Origin of the sequence: Streptococcus sp. HMSC077F03 (genome assembly GCF_001812375.1) — a bacterium.
Classification (GTDB): domain Bacteria; phylum Bacillota; class Bacilli; order Lactobacillales; family Streptococcaceae; genus Streptococcus; species Streptococcus oralis_S.
This window is the reverse complement of sequence record NZ_KV808761.1, coordinates 1-1,601: the sequence shown is the minus strand read 5'-3', so window position 1 is coordinate 1,601 and position 1,601 is coordinate 1. Positions and strand designations below refer to the sequence as shown.

General features: G+C 38.5%; 1 protein-coding gene. It reads left to right on the top strand.

Annotated elements, in window-relative coordinates:
• Positions 1–92: 92 nt before the first annotated feature.
• The coding region (locus HMPREF2853_RS02705; protein WP_148131389.1) for a vWA domain-containing protein at positions 93–1,601 on the top strand (1,509 nt) is incomplete at its 3' end.

The following is a 1,601-nucleotide window of genomic DNA, read 5'->3' as shown; positions in this document are numbered from 1 at the left end:
TCTCGAAAGAGTTACAAGAACTGCTAAACTAACATACATTCATTTCGGAAAAAGGAGGAAGAAGAAATCGCAATAGGATTTCAGAGAAAATTATGAGAGATTTCATTAAAAAGGTCTCCATTCTGTTTACGATTCTGTTTCTCTCTGTGCCATTAGGATTAGCTAGTTTACGTTTCGGTCGTGGTGCGGCTGATGAAACTGAGGTAATTCGAGTAGGAGATAATACGGAAATTATCCAGAATGGATGTTATCGTAAGATAAAGAAATCGGACAAAACAAAGTGGACAGTTCCACGTAAACCGGTCGACTTAGTTATTCTTCAGGATGCGAGTGGATCGTTCAAGAACACCATTCCTAATGTCCAAAATGCCTTAAAAACATTGACAACATTTGTCAGTGAAGAAAATTATGATGAGAATAATCCACGTTTGGTTAAGACTGATAACCCGGATACATCAGACCGAGTTATGATGGCAACCTTCCAAGGTGCAGATGGATACAACTATTACTACAATAATGATTTTACAGGTCGTAAAGATACTTATGGTAGTTGGGGACCTGATTATGATTACAAATACAAGTCTAGCAACTTGTCTTCAGATCAAAATGATATCCATCAATTCATTGATAATATTAAGGTGGCAGGAGGAACCCCTACAGTACCAGCTATTGACGATGTCATTGCTCAATATAATCAAAGAAAAGGGAATATGGCTAACGGTCGTAAGACCATCTTCCTTTTGATTACGGATGGAGTTGCCAACGGGAAACGTGACCCGGATGGTAAGGTTCGTCTAGAGTACAGCGACTATCGCAACAATATTCTTACACGTGCTTGGAATTTTGATGAGCTAACTGAAGCATCTCAAAACGTTTTAGGGCGAGTGAAAGAGGTTAAGGAAGCATCTACAAGACTTCAAAATGTTGTTGGTTCCGAAGGAACTGTAGTAGTAGGTTTCTGGGAAGACGTATCAATCTTTGCAAACTCTAAAGCTCAGTATTATGACACATATAAAGAAGGTTATTCAAAATACTTTGATATCGGTGACAACCGTTCAGTTCAAGATATCTTCCATGAAGCATTAGAGGGGATGGCTTCTCCAGCAAAAAATATTAATGGTAAGAACGTTTCTTTCTATGTTAATGAACAAAGTGATATCAATAAGTTCTCAAGTCGAGTTCTAGAATCTGTTGGAGCTGCGTTGATTAAGGAAGACATCAAGGGTGAGTTCACTGTTACACCTGGATATAAGGTTGATGCTGTTCGAATCAATGGTAAAACAGTTGTTGAAAAAGTCACAGATCCATCAAAACAAATTCGTGGTCGAATCAATCAAGAAGGTGACAATGTCACAATCTATGTACCCGATAGTGTCTTCAACCCTGGAGATAACAATTTCGACTATGATTTGAGTAAGGAAGCTCGTGCTCCTGAAACGAATGAAGAGGATGAAGTTGATCCGCCAGCTGATTATAAACCTGTAAACGAAGAAGTTACAGTTCCTGAATTGACGGGTGTCTTCAAGACAGGTGAATTTTCAACTCAAAAAATCGGTGGTCGTAATGAAAAAGTTGAAGTTCAAAAACTCGAGTACTGTTAC